Here is a 17,141-nt window from a genome sequence, read left to right as displayed (position 1 = left end):
ACGATGGCCGACCCACAGCCTTCCCTGCGCCAACGCCTTGCCCTGAGGGGCATCGATGGCGTGACGCTTCTGGCGCTGCCGGCAATCCTGTTCGTGCTCGCCGTCTTCATCTATCCCTTCGCCTACGGCCTGTTGCTCTCCTTCGAGCCGAAGGAAGGCGGCGCGCTTGCCAACTACCAGCGCTTCTTTTCTGATCCGTTCCTTTACAGGACCATCGCCACGACACTGTGGCTGGCGGGTCCCGTCACCGTCATCAGCCTGGCGCTGGCGGTACCGATCGCGCTTCGAGTCCGGCTGATGACACGCCAGCGCCTGCTGACCACCATCCTCGTCCTGCCGGTGACGCTGGGCACGGTTCTGGTTGCCGAAGGCCTGCTCAACTATCTCGGGCCGCAGGGTTGGTTCAGCCGCACGTTGATGCTGTTCGGCGTCATCGAGCACCCGTTGAAGCTTACCAACAACTACTGGGGTGTGTTCGCGTCCCTCATCATCACCGGCTTTCCGTTCACCTTCCTGTTGACGCTGTCCTACGTGACCGGCATCGACCCGGCGCTGGAACATGCCGCAGCCACGCATGGCGCCGGCGCCTGGCAGCGCTTCCGCCACGTATTCCTGCCGCTGTTGGCGCCGGGCCTCGCCATCTCGGCCTGCCTGTCCTTCGTGCAGGCCTTCGCCGTCTTTCCTTCGGCGATCCTGCTCGGGGCGCCGGCGGGACCGACGCGCGTCATCTCGATCGCCGCCTATCAGGCCGCCTTCGAGCAGTACGACTACTCGATGGCCTCGGCCATCGCCATGATCATGGCCGCCGTTCAGATGGTCATCGTCGTCGCCATACTGGCGTTCCGCAACCTGTTCTACCGCGGCTCCACGGCCGGCGGGAAAGGCTGAGGTGATCCGATGATCCGCGACACCACCATCGGCGCGAAATTGTGGATCACCGCGGTCTGGGCGGTGGTGATCTTCTTCGTCCTCAACCTCGCCGCCATGATCGTCGCCGTCATCCTGTCGTCCTTCGGCACCCGCTGGCTCGGCACCTGGCTGCCCGCCGGCTTCACCGATCGCTGGTACTTCGCCGCATGGTCGGAATTCCAGTTGCATGACGTGCTGATCGTCACCTTCCAGATCGCCTTCATCGTCGTCGCCCTGTCCGGCCTTCTGGGGGTGACCGCCGCCTATGCGCTGGCACGGCGCGACTTCCCCGGCAAGAAGCTGGTGATGCTGCTGTTCCTCCTGCCGCTGCTGGTGCCGCCGATCACCTTCGGCATTCCGCTGGCTACCGTGCTCTATCAGGCCGGTGTCGGCGGCACCTTCTGGGGTGTGGTGATCGCAAACCTGGTGCCGACTGTCCCCTTCGTCATCCTGGTGATGATCCCCTTCATCGAGCAGATCGATCCCAAGATCGAGGCGGCGGCCCGCGTCTTCGGCGCCAACACCTTCCAGCTCTTCATCCACGTGCTTTTGCCGATGCTGGTGCCCGGCATCCTGGCGGCGCTGCTCCTGGTGCTGGTGCGCACGGTCGGCATGTTCGAGCTGACCTTCCTGACCGCCGGGCCGACCAGCCAGACGCTGGTTGTCGCGCTCTATTATTCGGTCTTCGCCTCCGGCGTGCGCGCCGTGCAGTCGATCGACGCCATGGCCGTCATCTACATGATCACCACGCTCGTCTGGCTGCTGATCGCGCTGCGCTTCGTCAATCCGACGCAGATCGTCGCCCGCGCCAAGCAGGCGCCGGCGCAACAATAGACGTCATGTCGACCTGATTGAGGTTCGGCCGGAACGATCGCTCAAGGCGAGAAATAGTGATTGATGGAGACCTCGCCCCGGAATCGAACCGGGGATCGAAGGATTTGCGGTCCTTTGCCTCACCACTCCGCCACGATGCCGCGTCGCGACGCGATATAATTTCGATCTGTTAGCAATCGTTTACGGATGGATCGCCAGCCAACAGCGCCGACCGGTCAGGTGCGATGGCGGTAAGCTTCGATGGACGCCGGTCTCATCTCGATGGAGAAACCCTGTGTCGCCGGCGGCATGTAGGCCGCGTCACGGATGACGCAAGGATCGAGAAAGTGTTCGTGCAAGTGGTCGACATATTCGATCACCCGGCCCTGTTTCGTGCCTGAAACGGCGACGTAGTCGATCATCGACAGGTGCTGGACATATTCGCACAGGCCGACCCCGCCGGCATGCGGCCAGACCGGCAGATCATACTTGGCCGCCATCAGGAGCACCGCTAGCACCTCGTTCAGGCCGCCCATACGGCAGGAATCGATCTGCACCACATCGATGGCGCCGCCGGCGATGAATTGCTTGAACAGGATGCGGTTCTGGCACATCTCGCCGGTCGCCACCTTCATCGGCGCCACCGCCTTGCGGATCGCCGCATGACCGGCGATGTCGTCTGGGCTGGTCGGTTCCTCGATGAAGAAGGGCTTGGCGAAGGCAAGGTCCTTCAACCAGTCGATGGCCTCATCGACCTCCCAGACCTGGTTGGCGTCGATCATCAGGAAGCGATCCGGGCCGATGACGTCGCGGGCGATCTTCAGCCTGCGAATATCGTCGGCCCGGTCGCGGCCGACCTTCAGCTTGATGTGATCGAAGCCCTGCTCGACCGCCTCACGGCAAAGCCTGGCCAGCTTCTCGTCGGAATAGCCGAGCCAGCCGGCCGAGGTCGTGTAGCAGGCATAACCCTCGCGCTCGAGCGTGGCGATGCGATCGGCCTTGCCGGCTTCGGCCTTCTTCAGGATTTCCAGCGCCTCACCGGGCGTGATCGCGTCGGTGAGATAGCGGAAATCGACGATGCGAACGATCTCCTCGGGGCTCATCTCAGCCACCAGCCGCCACACCGGCTTGCCCGCCTCCTTCGCCCACAGGTCCCAGACGGCGTTGACGACGGCGCCGACGGCCAGATGCATCGCCCCCTTGTCGGGGCCGATCCAGCGCAACTGGCTGTCGCCGGTGACGTGACGCCAGAAGCGGCCCGGGTCCTGCTTGACCCAATCGAGGTCGAGCCCGACGACGAGATGCCGCAACGCCTCGATCGCGGTACAACAGACTTCGTTGCCACGACCGATGGTGAAGGTCAGCCCATGCCCTTTCAGGTTGGCCATGTCGGTGTCGAGGATGACATAGGCGGCCGAATAGTCCGGGTCCGGGTTCATCGCATCGGAACCGTCGAGGCTTTGCGAGGTCGGAAAGCGCAGATCGAAGACGCGCAGACCGGTGATGCTGGTCATGCCGATGGTCCGCCTAGACGTCCGCCCGGAAGGTCTGCTTCTGCGTGCCCAGCCCCTCGATGCCGAGTTCGACGACATCGCCGGCCTTGAGGTAGCGCGGCGGCTTCATGCCGAGGCCGACGCCGGGCGGCGTACCGGTCGAAATGACGTCGCCGGGCATCAGCGACATGAACTGCGACAGGTAGGAGACGAGGAAGGCGACGCCGTAGACCATGGTTTTGGTCGAGCCGTTCTGCCGCGTCTCGCCATTGACCGTCAGCCACATCTTCAGGTCCTGCGGGTCCTTGACCTCGTCCTTCGTAACCAGCCAGGGACCGATCGGCCCGAAGGTGTCGCAGCTCTTGCCCTTGGTCCACTGGCCCTGCCGCTCGGCCTGGAAAGCACGCTCCGAGACGTCGTTGGTGAGGCAGTAGCCGGCGACATAGTCCAGCGCTTCGGCTTCGGAGACATATTTGGCCTTCCGGCCGATGACGACGGCAAGCTCAACTTCCCAGTCGGTCTTTTCCGACCCGCGCGGGATCAGGACATCGTCGTTGGGGCCGACGATAGCCGAGGTCGCCTTCATGAAGATGATCGGCTCGGACGGCACGGTGGCCCCCGTCTCGGCGGCATGGTCGGAATAATTGAGGCCGATGCAGATGAACTTGCCGGTGCCCGCCACGCAGGCGCCGAGGCGCGGGGTTCCGGCAACGACGGGCAGGCTTTTCGCATCGAGCTTCGCCAGCGCCGCGAGCGAGGTCGCGTCAAGCGCGCCGCCGCCAATATCGGCAACATGGGCCGACAGATCGCGGATGACGCCGTCCGCATCGAGAAGACCCGGTTTTTCGGCACCCGGCTCGCCATAGCGAAGAAGTTTCATCTTTTCTCTCCTGATTGAATCGCGGCCGGGAAAGGCCACTTGAGATCGTTTCGTCCATCCTGCCGAAACAGGGACTTGAACGCGTTCCTAGATCGACCAGCCGCCGTCGATATTGTAGGCCTGTCCCGTCGTATAGGTCGCGCCGGCCAGATAAACTGCCAGATCGGCGATTTCCTCGGCCTTGCCCAGGCGGCCCATCGGCTGGCGGGCGATGAAGGCGGCGCGGGCCGTTTCATAGTCGCCCTGCGCGCGCATGCGGCCTTCCAGCGACGGGCTTTCGACCGTGCCAGGGCAGATGGCGTTGCAGCGGATGCCCTTGGCCACGTAGTCGGCGGCAACCGCCTTGGTCAGGCCGATCACGGCGGCCTTGGTCAGGCCGTAGACGAAGCGGTTGGGTACGCCTTTCTGCGAACTCGCAACCGACGACATGTTGATGATGACGCCGTCTTTCCGTTCCAGCATACCTGGCAGGACCGCGCGGATGGTGCGGACCATCGCTTTCACGTTGAGGTCGATGGCGAAATCCAGGTCGCCCTCCTTCATGTCCAGCACCGAGCCGCCATGCACGAAGCCGGCGCAGTTGAACAGGACATCGACCTGCCCGATCTCGGCGAACGCCGCCTTGACCGCCGCATCGTCCAGCACGTCGAGCCGGCGCGTGACGAGCCCTGGCGTGCCGCTCAGTTCGGCAAGCGCCGCCTCGTTGATGTCGGTGGCAATCACGTTGGCGCCGGCAGCCGCGAACGCCAGCACCGATGCCCGTCCGATACCCTGTGCGGCGGCGGTGACGACCACCGTTTTGCCTTTCAAATCCTGTGACACGTCCTGTCTCCTTGCTGCGTCAAGCCGGCTTGGTTTGCCGCTCGACGATATAGATGTGATCCGCCGCCAGAACGACCTCGCCGTGCTGGTTGATGACCTCGATACGCTCGATCACCCGGCCGGAGCCGGCACGCTTCGGATCGTCCTCTTTGGCGGCGATGGTGGTGCGGGTATGGATGGTGTCGCCGATAAAGACCGGCTTGATGAAGCGCAACCGGTCGTAACCGTAAGAGAAGGCGACGGGATTGATGACACTCGCCGTCAGCCCGACGCCGACGGAAAAGACCAGCGTGCCATGGGCGATGCGCTGGCCGAACGGCGTTGCCTTCATGAACTCGGAGTCCATGTGATGCGGGAAGAAATCGCCGGTGTGGCCGGCATGGACGACGAAATCGGTTTCGGTGATGGTGCGCCCGCTGGTCTTGCGCGACGCGCCGATCTCGTAGTCCTCGAAATAGGTGGTCTGTTCCATCAAGGTTTCCTCGCCAACGGCGTGGCGGGCGCGGCACTCGATCGATAGGCGGCCTCGACCAGCGCCATCGTGTTCCAAGCATCCTCGACGGAACTGACCAGTTCGGCATCCTCACCGGCGGCGAAGCGCTGGACATTGGCCATGCGGCCGACGAAGGCGTCCGGAAACCAGGCGCCGGACAGCGGAACCGCGACCCAACCGTCGCCGCCTTTCGGGTAGATTTCGAGGATATCCGGCTCGCCGCGCGGATAGTCGAGATTGACGCCGAGTTGCAGCCAGGCCGCGCCCTCGGTGCCCGAGATGCGGAATTCGCAGGCCTGATGGCGGCGGCCGAACTTGTGGTCGTGGTTGATCGACAGCGAACAGCGCACGGTCTCGCCGTAGTCGAGGATGGCGCTGGTGCGCGTCTGCGCCACCGTATGGTTCGGATGCCCCAGCGTCCTGGCGTGAACGCCGGCCGGATCGCCGAGCAGTTGCCGGATCAGGTCGAGATAGTGGATGGAGTGCATGGCGATCTCGACGCGCGGCGCCTTGAGCAGGAACTCCCAGAGCTGCCATGGCGTGTCGAGCGCCAGCCAAGCGTCGAAATCCACCACCTCGCCGAGCCAGCCCTTCGCGATCGCATCCTTCAGCGCCAGCATCATCGGCGCGAAACGAAGCTGGAAGTTGACCGCCGCCGAAAGTTTCTTGGCACGGCAGATTTCCAGGATTTCCGTCGCCTCGACGAGATTGTTGCCCATCGGCTTCTGGATCAGCGCGACCGCGCCGTCCGGCAGCGCTTTCAACACCTCGGCGTGACGGGAAGGGGGCGTTGCAAGGTCGAAGATGGCATTTTCGACGGAAGCTGCCTGGGCCACCGAAGCGAAAGCTTCGACGCCCCACTCCGATGCCAGCTTCTGCGCCTTGGCATGGTCGGGGTCGTAAAGGCCGGTCATTGGAAAACCCGCCCTCCTATAGGCAGGGAAATGCGCGTCGCCGACGATCGAGCCGGCACCGAAAGTGACGATCGGCCGCGGCTTCGACGGCATCGGCCAGGACTGGGCGAGGGCGGCAGGGTCAAACATTAGCGTCCTTCTCCCCGTTTACGGGGAGAAGATGCCGGCAGGCAGATGAGGGGCGGCGCGTACCTCCCAATACTGGCGCTGCCCCTCATCCGACCCTTCGGGCCACCTTCTCCCCGTTTACGGGGCGAAGGAATGGCGATCCCCTCATCCATGATGAAAAACTTCGTCCATCGAGGCCCACCATTCGCCATCCCTGCGCGTCTCGAAGGGCTCCTGGCAAGGCATACACACCGCCCACCATTCCTGCGTCTTCGGGTCGGCCGCCATCTTCGCCATGTCTGCGGCAAAGTCAGTGCCATGGTATTCGAAATAGGAGAACAGCAGGTTCTCCGGCCGCTTCAGGTAGATCGAGTAATTCTTGATATTGCAGGCCGAGATCGTGGCCAGCACATCCGGCCAGACGGCGGCATGCAGGCGCACATACTCCTCGACCTTTTCCGGCTTCAGGCCAAGCACCATGCCCATGCGTTGCATCTCAGTTTCTCCGCTCGGTAACGGTGGCGTTGAATTCGGCGATGCTGCGCGCCTTGATCGCGTCGTGATCCCAGTCGATGCCGAGGCCGGGAGCGTCCGGCGCCAGTGCGTGACCGTTCTCGATGCGCATCTTTTGCCCCGTCAGTTCGTCGAGCTGGGGAATGTATTCGACATATTTGCCGTTCGGTACCGCACAGGCGAGGCTGACATGCAGTTCCATGAGGAAATGCGGGCAGACCGGCATGTCGAAGGCTTCCGCCATATGCGCCACTTTCAGCCAGGGCGTGATGCCGCCGATGCGGCCGACATCGACCTGTACGATGGAGCAGCCGCCCTTCTGCATGTATTCACGGAAATGGCGGATCGAATAGAGGGACTCGCCGACCGCAATCGGCGTCGCCGTGGAATTGGACAGCCGCACATGGCCGTCGATGTCGTCGGCGGGCAGGGGCTCCTCGATCCATGCGAGATCGAGGTCGCGCAGCCGCTCGGCACGGCGGATGGCCTCGTCGACGGCAAAGCCCTGGTTGCAGTCGGTCATGATCTCGTAGCCGTCGCCGACCGCCTTGCGCACAGCCGAAAGTCGGGCGAAGTCCTCGGCGCCGTGCGGCCTGCCGATCTTGACCTTGGAGCCGGTGAACCCCTTGGCCTTGGCCGCCAGGGCATCCTCGACCAGCGCCTCGGTCTCGATGTGCAGCCAGCCGCCCTCGGTGGTGTAGAGCGGGCAGCGATCCTTGGCGCCGCCGGCAAGTTTCCACAGCGGCAAGCCTTGCTTCTTCGCCCGCAGATCCCACAGCGCAGTGTCGATGGCGGCGAGCGCGATCGCGGTGATGACGCCGATGGTGGTTGCGTGGGTAGCGAATTCCAGCTCGTGCCAGATCGCCTCGATCCTATCCGCATCGCGGCCGATCAGCCGCGACGCCAGATGGTCGGCCAAAAGCCGCATGACCGAGGAGCCGCCGGTGCCGATGGTGTAGCTGTAGCCCATGCCGACCGCGCCGTCGGCGTCGGTGACGGTGACGATCGGCGTCTCCTGGGAAACGAAGCTCTGGATGGCGTCGGTGCGCTTCACCTTCGGCACCAGGTCGACCATGCGCAGTTCGACCTTCTCGATCCTGGCCATCGTCAGGTCCTCAGCGATTTGCCGGTTTCGGCGGAGAACAGATGCGCCTGAGACAGGTCGAAGCTCATGGTAACGCGGTCGCCAGCTTTCAAAGGCCTGGGGTTCAGCATGCGCGAGACCCAGTCGCGGCCGTCGAATTCGGCGAACACCAGCGTCTCGTTGCCGAGCGGTTCGGTTACCGTTACCGGCACTTCCAACTCATGAACGTCGGATTCGTCGCCGGAATGCAGGCCATGGCCGACCGGATAGAGATCGTCCGGCCGCAGGCCGAACACCACCTTGTCGCCGGCGCTGACGGCCGACTTGAAGCGGCTCGGCAGCGGGAGGCTCTGGCCGCCGGCAAAAACCAGCTTGCCGTCCGCCACCGTTGCCTCCTGCAAGTTCATCGGCGGCGAGCCGATGAAGCCGGCGACGAAGCGCGTTGCCGGCCGCTTGAACACCTCGTCCGGCGTGCCGACCTGCTCGATATAGCCGTCGCGCATGATGACGATGCGGTCGGCGAGCGTCATCGCCTCGACCTGGTCGTGGGTGACGTAGATGACGGTGGACTTAACCTTGGCATGCAGCTTCTTGATTTCGGTGCGCATCTGCGTGCGCAGCTTGGCGTCGAGGTTGGACAGCGGCTCGTCGAACAGGAAGACATCCGGATCGCGCACGATGGCGCGGCCCATGGCGACGCGCTGGCGCTGGCCGCCCGAAAGCTGAGAGGGGCGGCGTTCGAGCAGCGCGTCGAGGCCGAGGATGGCCGAAGCTTCCGCCACCCGGCGCTCCATGTCCTCTTTCGGCGCGCCGGCGATCTTGAGCGAGAAGCCGAGATTCTCACGTACGGTCATGTGGGGGTAGAGAGCGTAGGACTGGAACACCATGGAGATGTTGCGCGAGCGCGGCGGCAGGTCGTTGACGACGCGGCCGCCGATCTCGATCGTGCCGTCCGATATTTCTTCCAGCCCGGCGATCATGCGCAGCGTCGTCGACTTGCCGCAGCCGGACGGGCCGACCAGCGCGATGAACTCGCGATCGCCGACATCGAGGTCGATGCCGTGGACGATCTCCATCGTGCCATAGCGCTTGGTGAGTTTTTTCAGGGATACGGTCGCCATGAAAATCAGCCTTTCACCGCGCCGGAGGTCAAGCCGCCGACGAGGTGCTTCTGGACGATGAAGGTGAGGAGCAGCGCCGGTACGATCATCACCACCGCCAGCGCGCACATGCCCCGCCAGTCGATGGTGAACTCGGCGGTGTAGTCGAGCAAGCCGACCGGCAGCGTCTTGGAGTTGACCGAGCGCGTGAGTTGCGAAGCGAGGGCGAATTCGTTCCACGAGGTGAGGAAGGCGAAGATGCCCGAGGAGGCGATACCCGGCCCGGCGAGCGGGAACTCGACCTGCCAGAAGGCCTGCCAGCGCGTGCAGCCGTCAATCTGGGCCGCTTCTGCCAGATCCTTCGGCACCTGCCTGAAGAACCCGTCGATCAGCCAGATGGTGAACGGCACGTTGAGCGCGACATAGGCGAGGATCAGGCCGAAATGCGTGTCGATGATGTCGAGCTTGGCATAGACGAAGAACAGCGGCAGCGACAGCGCTATGCCGGGCACCGTGCGCGTCAGCATCAGGCCGAGGAACATCGCCGACTTGCCGCGGAAGCGGTAGCGAGCGAAGGCGTAGCCGCCGGCCATGCCGATGGCGATGGCGATGACCGTCGAGGTGACCGAGATGATGAGCGAATTGCGGAAATAGTCGAGGACGGGAATGCCGCCCTTGCCGACGCCGGAGAACATCGCGACATAGGCGTCGAACGAGACCTGCTGCGGGATCCACACCGGCGGCTTGGCCATGATCTCGACGGTGGGCCGCAGCGAGGAAAGCACGATCCACAGGCCGGGCAGGCAGATCACCAGCATGGCGAGGAACAGGCCGACGCGGTGGGCGACCGTGGCGATGCGACGCTTCAGGCGGGCGGATGCGTTGGCGTCCATCGTCACCACTCCGCGCCGATCTGGGTGCGCGCCGCAGCGAGCTTCCTGAAGAAATAGACGGTGAAGACGATCGACAAAAGGATCGAGACATAAGCCATGGCGTTGGCCTGCCCCATGCGCGCGTCGCTGTAGGCGGTGCGCGCGATCAGCGTCCACAGGAGCTCGGTGCGGCCGGCAGGCCCGCCGTCTGTCATGATCTTGACGATGTCGTAGGCGCGCGCCACGTCGAGCGAGCGGATCGTCATGGCGATGTAGGCGAACGGCATGACGAACGGCAGGGTGACATAGCGGAACGTCTGCCAGGGCGTGCAGCCGTCGACGCGTGCGGCCTCCACCGGTTCCTTGGGCATGGCAAGCAGGCCGGCCAGGATCAGGATGGCGAAGATCGACGTCGAGGACCAGATCTCGGCGATCGAGATGGCGGCGAAGGCGAGCTTGCCGTCGATCAGCCAGGGAATGGCCCGTTCGGTCAGGCCGAGCGATTGCAGGGCGTTGTTCACCAGGCCGATATTGTCGTTGAACATGAACTTGAACTGGAAGCCGACGAGGATCGGCGAGAACATCATCGGGAACATCATGATGGTGCGCAGCACGCGCTGGCCGCGCGTCGCCTTTTCGACCAGCAGGGCGAGGCCGAGGCCGAGCAGCATTTCAAGGTTGAGCGCCACCGTCAGCAACAGCACCGTGCGGCCGAAGGCGATCCAGAAATTCCAGTCGGAGAGGATGCGCTGGTAGTTGCGCAGGCCGATGAAGGTGAAGAAGGTCTCGGGCCGGGTCAGGCGGAAAGGCGTGAAGCTGGAATAGAACGACAGGATGAGCGGCACCACGACCACCGCCGCCAGCACGATCACGGCCGGCAGCAGCAGGAGGGTGGGTGCGGATAGCCGCCTGGCTTTCATGCGAAGACAATCCCTGGGGCGCCACGCGAACGGAGCATGGGGCGACGCCCCTGCTCGATGCAGACTATCGGCGATGGGGCGAAAAAAGGAAGCGGCGCCGGGCAATCGCGACGGCGCCGCAGGAAGCACAAGTCAGAGCTTGCCGGCATCCTCGAGGATCTGCGTCGCCTTGGCGGCCGCGTCGTCCAGCGCCTGCTTGGACGTCTTGTCGCCAAGGATAGCAGCCTGGAGCTCAGGATAGACAGCGTTGGAAATCTCGATCCACTCGGCCGTCTGCGGCACCGGGAAGGCGTTCTTGGCGGCTTCCTGGAAGGCCTGCAGCACTTCGGTCTTGTAAGGATCGGACTTCGCCTGCTCGATATCCCATTCCCACACGGCGGTGCGCGTCGGCAGCGGGCCGGCGGCGGCTTCCAGCTTCTGGCTGTCCTCGTTGGTCAGCCACCACACCAGCGAGGCGGCAGCCTCCTTGTTGGCGCAGTTCTCGGTCACCGAGAAGCCGTGCGCGCCCGACCAGCCGGAACGCTTGCCCGACGAGCCCTTGGGCTGCACCTTGACGCCGACATTGCCGGCTACCTTGGACGACTTCGGGTCGTTGAAGAAGCCGGCCCAGCCCGGCCAGTCGAGGTTGAGCGCGACGGTGCCCGACGCAAAACCCTGGCCGAGATCGTCCCACAGGTAGTTGGTGGTGCCGGCCGGCACGGCCTTGGCCTTGTAGAGGTTTACGAACCAGTCGAGCGCCTGCACGCCGGCCTCGGAATTGAAGGCGGGCCTGCCGTCCTTGTCGAGATACTCGCCACCGTCGGCCACCAGCATCTCGTAGAAGCGGCCGTTGATGGCCTCTTCCTTGCCGGCGAACTGCGTGCCGTAGAAATCCGGCGGGTTGGCGAAGAATTCAGCCTGCTGGGCCATCTCGTCAAACGTGTCGGGCGGCGCCAGTTCCTCGCCGTACTTTTCCTTGTAGGCCTTCTTCTTGGCTTCGTCCTGATAGAGGCTCTTCTGGTAGTAGAGCGCCGAAACGTCGAACTGGGCACGCGGTAGCATCACCAGCTTGCCGTCCAGGGTCGCGGCGGCGATGTTGGCCGGAACGAAGGCGTCAATCTCCTCCTTCGGCAGGAGCGTGTTCAGGTCGACATAGATGCCCGGATATTGCGGAGCGAACGAGGTGTGGTTGGAGCCGACGCACCAGGTGATCGAGTTGGAGGCGATGTCCGACTTGATTTCCTTGTCGAGGTCGAAGTGGTTCTTCTTCGACAGGACGTTGACCTTGGCGCCGGTCGCCTTCTCCCATTCACCGATGCGCTCGTAGAGCTTCTCGTATTGCTGGCCGCCGATCAGCTTGGCATCGATGGTGACGCCGGGAAACTTGCCAGGCAGATCGGCCGCCTGCGCCATGCCCACGCCCGACACCAGCAGCAATGCACCGGCGGCGACGCCGGAAAGCAGTCTGTTCATGAATATCCTCCCTGGGGCATCCGTCGGCTGCCCGTGATTTGAAGCTGTCCACTTGCTTCATTCATATGCAAACAAAATATTTACGGCCGGTCAAGCCAAATATCTTCCCAACGCCGACCGCTTGCGTATATGAAGATTGAAATTCACCAGAGAGGCCATGGTGCAGGACGACGAGGACGACCGCTACCGCGCACCGGCGCTCGACAAGGGGCTGGACATCCTCGAGCTGCTTGCCAGCGTGGACGGCGGCCTGACCCAGGCCGAGATCGCCAAGCGGCTGGACCGCAGCCCGAATGAGTTCTACCGGATGCTCGACCGGCTGGTGAGGCGCGGCTACGTTACGCGCCCCGACGGCGACCGCTATTCGCTGACTTTGAAACTGTTCGGGCTGGCGCAACTTCACGCGCCGGTGCGCCGGCTCGTCTCTTACGCCACCTCGATCATGCGCGAACTGGCCGAGACCTCGTGGCAGGCCAACCAGCTCGTCGTGTTCGACCGTGGCAACGCCGTCGTCATCGCGCAACAGGAAGCGCCTCACTACTGGGGCATCTCGATCCGCGTCGGCTCCCATATCAGCCTTTTCGACACCGGTTCGGGCCATGTGCTGCTGGCGTTCCGCTCGCCTGAGGAGCGCGCAATGATGATCGCCGAACACCTGCGTAGCAACGAGGAGATGAAGCAGTCGCCGGACTTCTTCGCCCGGCTCGACCAGGTGCGCCAGCGCGGCTACGAGATGATGGCCTCGCTGCAGACGGCGGGCGTCTACAATCTGTCCGCACCGGTCCTCGGCTCGGACGGGCGCGGCATCGCGGCGCTCACCATTCCCTACATCACGCTGGTCAACGCCCCAACCGCCCCGGACATCACCAAAACGATCGCGCTGCTTCAGGAGGCCACTGCCCGCCTGTCGAAGCTGGCGGGCTCAGACGTCGGGACGACGCCCTAATTCCGCTCAGACCGGGCGCTTGGAAAAGCTGCCGCGAAAGAGGCGGTTCAGGTCCGCGATCACGGCCGCAGCCGACCGCCTTGCGGCAAGGCCTTCGTTGATGGCGTCGGACGCCGCTTGCTGGAAGGCCATATAGCCGTCGTGGCGCGGACGCACCCAGGCGCCTTCGAGGGTCGCGCGCGTGGCGCGATAGAAATCGCCGGTGGCGGCGTTGACCGCACCGTCCTGCCAGGCGTCGGCATGGCCAGGCTGACCGCCGGCGGCGGCATAGGGGCCGCGCTGCACGGCACCGCTGGCAATCCAATAAGCGAAGTCGATGGCCGTGTCCCTCGCCGTGGAAAGGGCCGATACGGCGATGCCGGTGCCGCCGAGCGCGGAGCCGACCCGACCGTCGCCGCCTGCCGCCGGAATGTCGCCGAAGGCCAGCCGGTGCGGTCGGAAGCCAGCCATAGCGTAGGAAACATAGCCGTAGATCAGCGGCGCGCAGGCGATCTGCGAACCGGCCTCGGCCATCTTTTCCGACACCGCGATCGGGTCCATCGCGAGACAGTGCGGATCGACCAGCGCCGCCATTTCGGCGAGCATGGCAAAGGCCGTTTCGCCGGTTTCGCGGTCGATCAGGTCACCCGGTCCTTCGACGGCGCAGGGCCGGCCGAGATTGGCGGCGAGCGTATAGAACGCCATCAGCGAATGCGGTGGCCTGAGCGGCAGCAGCACTCGTCCCTGCCGGGCAAGGGCCAGCGCGTCCGCCCATGTCGCCGGCGGCGCATCGATCAGGTCAGGCCGCCAGGCCTGTACCTGTGCGGCCGCATCGATGGGAAAGGCCCATTGCCGGTCCTGCCACCGGTAGCTCGGATAGGAGCGACCGACGCTTCCGGCGGCCAGCGCTTCACGTTCCGCCTCGCGTCCCGCCACGTCGAGCGGCGCCAGGCAATTTTCGGCGGTGATCTGACCGACATGCGGATGATCGATAACGATGAGGTCGTAGGCGCGCGCCAGTTCCTCCACCGGGAAGGACTCGAAATCCTGCAACGAGCGTTTTTCCCATGCGATGGAAACGCCTGTCTTGGCCTCCCAGAGCGCGGAACAGGCGACCATCGGGTCATAGCCGCGCGGATGGCTCCAGGTCATGCCTTTCAAGCGCACGCCGCTCACAGGCCGAACTCCATGCGGATTTTTTCGCTGTGCTCGCCGATGCGCGGCGCCGCCCGCTCGACCTTTGCCCGCACGCCGTCGACCCTCAGCGGCGAGCGCGTGGTGTGGATCGCGACATCGTCCTCGCGCGTCACCGTCTGCAACAGGTCGAGCGCCTTGAAGCCGTCGCTGTCCAGCATCTCGCGCCAGTTCAGAACCCTGGCGCACCAGACGTCGGCGGGCTCCAGGATCGCCAGCCATTCGTCGACGGTTTTCTCGGCGATGCGCCTGGCGATGATGGCCTTGATCTCGTCGCGCGCGGTGAACCAGGTCGCGGGTTCGTCGCGATAGGGCGCAAGCGCCTCGATCTGCAAGAGATCGGCGAGCTTCGAAATGGGCATCATAGCGAGCGCCAGAAAGCCGTCGCTGGCCGGATAGACGCCGTAGGGCGCTGCCAGATAGGCATGGGCGCTGCGGAAGGAGGAGCGGCGCGGCAGGCGCTGCCCATCGTTGAGGTGGGTGGTCAGCACCTCGAACTGGAAATCGATCAACGCCTCGAACAGGCTCGTCTCGACATGGCCGCCCTTGCCAGTGATACCGCGCCGCACCAGTGCGGCGAGGATGCCCTGCGCGCAGGCGGCGCCAGCCAGCATGTCGGCGACGGCGAGGCCGAACGGCACCGGCCCCTGCTCCTCGTCGCCGTTCAGCCACATGATGCCGGAACGCGCCTGGGCGAGCAGGTCCTGGCCCGGCCGCTTCACCCATGGCCCCTCCTCGCCGTAGCCGCTGATCGAGGCATAGACCAGACGCGGGTTGAGCGCCTTGACGTGCTCATAGTCGAGGCCGAGGCGCTCGATGACGCCCGGGCGAAAATTCTGGATGAGCACGTCGGCATGGGCGAGCAGGCCGCGCAAGGCCGCCAGATCATCCTCGTTCTTCAGGTCGACGGCAAAGCTTTCCTTGGCCCGGTTGATGGCGTGGAAGATGGTGGAATCGCCGCCGATCTCGGTATCGCTGAGATAGAGCCGGCGCGACAGGTCGCCGCCGTCCGGCCGCTCGACCTTGATGACGCGGGCGCCGAGGTCGAGAAGCCTGAGCGAACAGTACGGCCCCGACAGGAACTGGCTCATGTCGACAACGACGAGACCGGCCAGGGGCAGATCGGCGAGCGGCAGGTCAGCGGCGGCCATCGTCACTTCTCCGTCTTGCCGGCGAAATCAGCCGGATTCCTGTACTTAACCGTCTGCAGATGCTCGCAATAGAGCACCAGTTCGCCCTCACCCTTGAACACCTCGTAGCTGGCGCGGATCAGCCCCATCTCCTTGTAGCGAGGGGTTTTGTCCAGGTTGGTGCGGATCGAATAGATGGTGTCGCCGATGAAGACCGGCTTGATGAAGCGCAATTTGTCGTAGCCATAGGAAAAGGCGTTGACGCAGTTGGTGGCGACGAGGCCGAGCCCGGCGGAAAAGACGAAAGCGCCGGCAACCAGTCGCTTGCCGAAAATGCCTTCGCGCTCGGCGAACATCTGATCCTGCACGTAAGGGTGGATGTCGAGCACCAGCGCATTGAAAAGATGGCTGTCGCCTTCGGCCATGGTGCGGCGCAAGGAGCGGATCTTCTGGCCGACCGGCCAGTCCTCGTAGAACCAGTTCTCGGCATTCCACACCGGCAGGCCGGCATGATCGGCCGGCATATCGGCGGGATGAGTGGAGGCAACGCCAACGGTCGGTGCGAAGCTGGTCATGACTTGTCCATCCGCTGCGGGAAAAGCATGCATCGCACCGGCGTGACGCCGCGCGATCGCATGATCGATCCTCCCGATCTTCTCTTGTGAAGATCATATTCACATATGAGTTTGAAAGGCAAGCGAACAAACCGGCAGCGCAAGGCGGCGTGCCATCGCGGCCGAATGCACGGCTCAAGACACATCGATCGCGACGGGCGAGCGGTCGCGCGGTCTATTTCGAGAGGGGCGAATAGGCCGAGAGGATGAGGCGTTCGGCCTGGCCGAGATAGGTCTCGAGCGCCTGTGCGGCTTCCGTTGACCGGCCGTCCTCGAGCAGGCCCAGAATGGCCCGGTTGCGATCGACGAAGGGCGCGTGCAGATGCTCGGCATTCGGCAGCAGGCCGAAGACGAGCCTCAGTTCCAGAAGAACCTGCCCGAAGAAGGCCGAAAGACGCGGGCTGTCGGCCAGTTCCACGATGGCCGCGTGGTAGGCAATGTCGGCGCTGCCGACACCGAGCCAGTCGCCGATGCCGCGGCAGCGCTCGGCTTCCTGCAAGGCGGCGCGCATGCGGACGGCGCCCGGATGCCCGGCATAACCCTGGGCCAACGCCGCGCACTGCACCAGCCGCCGCACGCGGTAGACATCGACGATGGTCTGCGTGCTCGGGATCGAGACGAACACGCCCCGGTTCACCTCATGGTTCAGGATGCCTTCCTTGGCAAGCACCCGGAACGCCTCCCGCAAGGTGTTGCGCGAGACGTCCAGTTCCTCACTCAACGCCGCTTCGGAAAGATGCGCACCCGGCTTGAGCGTGCCGGCGACGATGCGCTCGCGAAGACGTGCCGCGATGCGGTGGGATTGGGCGACGCCGGTCGCCTGCCGCTCGACAAGGGAAGAGAGCGAACCGGCCGCATCGGCGTCAGGGCGAGCAGTCACTGTGCGCTCCATCATGGCGCCGATC

General features: G+C 64.4%; 18 protein-coding genes and 1 tRNA gene. 3 read left to right on the top strand and 16 right to left on the bottom strand.

The genetic code is table 11. From position 1 onward, the window contains the following. Window positions 1–3: 3 nt before the first annotated feature. Window positions 4–888, top strand: coding sequence for a sugar ABC transporter permease (locus FGU64_RS20085; RefSeq protein WP_139954754.1), 885 nt, complete (start codon window positions 4–6; stop codon window positions 886–888). A 9-nt stretch (window positions 889–897) separates the two neighbouring features. Continuing rightward, the gene (locus FGU64_RS20080) at window positions 898–1,743 is read left to right on the top strand and encodes an ABC transporter permease subunit (RefSeq protein ID WP_139954753.1); all 846 of its coding nucleotides are present in this window, start codon (window positions 898–900) and stop codon (window positions 1,741–1,743) included. A 64-nt stretch (window positions 1,744–1,807) separates the two neighbouring features. On the opposite strand, the gene FGU64_RS20075 is transcribed toward FGU64_RS20080, so the two are convergent. The 12 genes from FGU64_RS20075 to FGU64_RS20020 all read right to left on the bottom strand — a co-directional run bounded on the left by FGU64_RS20075 (window position 1,808) and on the right by FGU64_RS20020 (window position 12,373). After that, a tRNA-Cys gene (locus tag FGU64_RS20075) sits at window positions 1,808–1,883 on the bottom strand. A gap of 75 nt (window positions 1,884–1,958) precedes the next feature. Continuing rightward, window positions 1,959–3,236 carry an L-fuconate dehydratase gene (locus FGU64_RS20070; protein ID WP_139954752.1) on the bottom strand — a complete coding sequence of 426 codons (1,278 nt, stop codon included), beginning with the start codon at window positions 3,234–3,236 and terminating at the stop codon, window positions 1,959–1,961. A gap of 13 nt (window positions 3,237–3,249) precedes the next feature. Further along, a complete protein-coding gene (locus FGU64_RS20065) occupies window positions 3,250–4,095 on the bottom strand; it encodes a fumarylacetoacetate hydrolase family protein (RefSeq protein WP_139954751.1) in 846 nt (281 codons plus the stop codon). Window positions 4,096–4,182: 87 nt separating this feature from the next. After that, a complete protein-coding gene (locus FGU64_RS20060) occupies window positions 4,183–4,917 on the bottom strand; it encodes an SDR family oxidoreductase (RefSeq protein WP_139954750.1) in 735 nt (244 codons plus the stop codon). 19 nt (window positions 4,918–4,936) lie between these two features. Continuing rightward, window positions 4,937–5,392: a MaoC/PaaZ C-terminal domain-containing protein gene (locus tag FGU64_RS20055; RefSeq protein WP_180375576.1), complete on the bottom strand. Its 456-nt coding sequence runs from the start codon at window positions 5,390–5,392 to the stop codon at window positions 4,937–4,939. After that, entirely contained in the window at window positions 5,389–6,453 is a 1,065-nt protein-coding gene (locus FGU64_RS20050; RefSeq protein WP_139954748.1) for a Gfo/Idh/MocA family oxidoreductase, read from the bottom strand. Before FGU64_RS20050 ends, FGU64_RS20055 begins: the two co-directional genes overlap by 4 nt. 144 nt (window positions 6,454–6,597) lie before the next feature. Continuing rightward, window positions 6,598–6,927, bottom strand: coding sequence for an L-rhamnose mutarotase (locus FGU64_RS20045; RefSeq protein WP_139954747.1), 330 nt, complete (start codon window positions 6,925–6,927; stop codon window positions 6,598–6,600). A 1-nt stretch (window position 6,928) separates the two neighbouring features. Beyond that, entirely contained in the window at window positions 6,929–8,050 is a 1,122-nt protein-coding gene (locus FGU64_RS20040; RefSeq protein ID WP_139954746.1) for a mandelate racemase/muconate lactonizing enzyme family protein, read from the bottom strand. Window positions 8,051–8,052: 2 nt separating this feature from the next. Then, window positions 8,053–9,150 (bottom strand): sn-glycerol-3-phosphate ABC transporter ATP-binding protein UgpC, encoded by a 1,098-nt coding sequence (ugpC, locus tag FGU64_RS20035; RefSeq protein WP_139954745.1) that lies wholly within the window; start codon window positions 9,148–9,150, stop codon window positions 8,053–8,055. A gap of 5 nt (window positions 9,151–9,155) precedes the next feature. Next, window positions 9,156–10,022, bottom strand: coding sequence for a carbohydrate ABC transporter permease (locus FGU64_RS20030; protein ID WP_139954744.1), 867 nt, complete (start codon window positions 10,020–10,022; stop codon window positions 9,156–9,158). 2 nt (window positions 10,023–10,024) lie between these two features. After that, the gene (locus tag FGU64_RS20025; protein WP_139954743.1) at window positions 10,025–10,921 is read right to left on the bottom strand and encodes a sugar ABC transporter permease; all 897 of its coding nucleotides are present in this window, start codon (window positions 10,919–10,921) and stop codon (window positions 10,025–10,027) included. A 132-nt stretch (window positions 10,922–11,053) separates the two neighbouring features. Then, window positions 11,054–12,373, bottom strand: coding sequence for a sugar ABC transporter substrate-binding protein (locus tag FGU64_RS20020; protein WP_139954742.1), 1,320 nt, complete (start codon window positions 12,371–12,373; stop codon window positions 11,054–11,056). Window positions 12,374–12,533: 160 nt separating this feature from the next. Here FGU64_RS20020 and FGU64_RS20015 point away from each other — a divergent pair, with 160 nt between their 5' ends. After that, entirely contained in the window at window positions 12,534–13,319 is a 786-nt protein-coding gene (locus FGU64_RS20015) for an IclR family transcriptional regulator (RefSeq protein WP_139955470.1), read from the top strand. Between the two features lie 6 nt (window positions 13,320–13,325). On the opposite strand, the gene FGU64_RS20010 is transcribed toward FGU64_RS20015, so the two are convergent. From FGU64_RS20010 to FGU64_RS19995, 4 genes are all read right to left on the bottom strand, one after another. Then, entirely contained in the window at window positions 13,326–14,450 is a 1,125-nt protein-coding gene (locus FGU64_RS20010; protein WP_180375734.1) for an extracellular solute-binding protein, read from the bottom strand. 20 nt (window positions 14,451–14,470) lie between these two features. Further along, a complete protein-coding gene (locus tag FGU64_RS20005) occupies window positions 14,471–15,643 on the bottom strand; it encodes a CaiB/BaiF CoA-transferase family protein (protein ID WP_139954740.1) in 1,173 nt (390 codons plus the stop codon). Window positions 15,644–15,645: 2 nt separating this feature from the next. Beyond that, complete coding sequence (locus FGU64_RS20000; protein ID WP_139954739.1) at window positions 15,646–16,197, bottom strand: MaoC family dehydratase; 552 nt, start codon at window positions 16,195–16,197, stop codon at window positions 15,646–15,648. Between the two features lie 214 nt (window positions 16,198–16,411). Then, window positions 16,412–17,131, bottom strand: coding sequence for a GntR family transcriptional regulator (locus tag FGU64_RS19995; protein ID WP_246671162.1), 720 nt, complete (start codon window positions 17,129–17,131; stop codon window positions 16,412–16,414). Window positions 17,132–17,141 lie beyond the last annotated feature (10 nt).

Origin of the sequence: Mesorhizobium sp. 8 (assembly GCF_006351905.1) — a bacterium.
Lineage (GTDB): Bacteria > Pseudomonadota > Alphaproteobacteria > Rhizobiales > Rhizobiaceae > Mesorhizobium > Mesorhizobium composti.
This window is presented reverse-complemented; position numbering and strand designations above follow the sequence as displayed.